The organism is Streptomyces sp. LS1784 (genome assembly GCF_020103755.1).
Lineage (GTDB): Bacteria > Actinomycetota > Actinomycetes > Streptomycetales > Streptomycetaceae > Kitasatospora.
Genome location: NZ_JAHSQD010001058.1, coordinates 1 through 1,312, shown reverse-complemented (window position 1 = coordinate 1,312; position 1,312 = coordinate 1). Strand labels below are relative to the sequence as shown.

At 78.0% G+C, this 1,312-nt stretch carries 1 pseudogene; it reads left to right on the top strand.

The features are described from left to right. Positions 1-1,312 (top strand): annotated as a pseudogene (locus KS423_RS45590) (exodeoxyribonuclease V); the annotation flags it as partial.

Genomic DNA, 1,312 nt, shown 5'->3' with positions numbered 1-1,312 from the left:
CCCGAACACGCGGACGGCTTCGCCCGTGAGCTGCTCGGCCCCGAGGCCGGCCCGGGTGACGAGCGCCGCGCCCGGGCGCTGGTGCCGTGGCTGCTGGAGCAGGCGGCGCTGCGCGGGCACTCCGCGCTGGAACTGGCCGAGGTGGCGGCCGGACTCGACCGGCTCCGGATGCCCGACCCGGCCGCCGCGATCCAGGCCGCCGTCCAGGACGGGCGGGTGCTGCCCTTCCAGGAGGAGCTGACGGGTGCCGAAGCGCACGCGGCGGGTGGCGAGGAGGACGAGGCCCCGACCCGGACGCTGCTCGCGCTGGAGGGGCTGGCGATGGCGGAGGACAGTCTCGCCGAGAAGCTGCTCCAGCTGATGGCCGCCTTCGTACCGGGCGAGGACGCCGACACGAGCGAGGACGCGGACGAGGCCGCCGACGCCGACGAGACCGGGGCCGACGAAACCCGGGCCGACGCGGATGCCGCGGACGCCGCGGAACAGACCCCCGTCGCCCCCGGCCCGGCCGCTTGGGCGGCCGCCGCCGAGGCCGCGCCGTCCTCCTCCGCGACCGCCCTGATCAAGGCCGTCGGCGAGCACGCCCTGGTGCTGCACACCGGAGGCGAGGCGGCCCGCGCCGAGCCGGCCGCGCTGGTCACCGCCGCCCGGGGCCTCGGGCTGCGGGCCTGGGCCGCCACCTGGACCGACCAGGGCCGGAACTCCTTCGCCGCACTTGCCGGGACCGACACCGGGGCCGGGGCCGTCGTGGTCACCCTGGCCGAGCTGCTCTCCGGCGCCGCCGGCCCCGGCCGCGCCCCGGACGGCTCGCTCGCCCTGGACCTGCTGGTCGTGCTGGACGCCCCGCTGCTGGACGTCGAACTGGCCGCCACCGTCCTGGAGTCGCTGGCCGACGGCACCCGCCTGGTGCTCAGCGGTGACCCGGGCCAGCTCTGGTCGGCCGGCCCCGGCCGGTTCTTCGCCGACCTGCTGGCCGCCAAGGCCTGCCCGGCGGTCGCCTCCCGCACCCCGGACTTCGGTCCGATCGGCGAGCTGGTCTCCGGCGTCGGAATCGGCGAGCTCCAGCCGGTCGAGGCGCCGGACAAGGAGGTGGTCATCCTGACCGCCAAGGACGCCGGCGAGGCCGTCCACCGCGCCATCCAGCTGCTCACCGACTCCATCCCGCGCGCGCTCGGCATCCCGGCCGAGCAGGTGGTGCTGCTCACCCCGGGCCACGGCGGCCCGGCCGGCACCCGCGCGCTGAACGCCGCCGCCAAGGCCCGGCTCAACCCCGGCCCCGGCCGGTTCGGCGGCTTCGACCCGGGCGACCGGG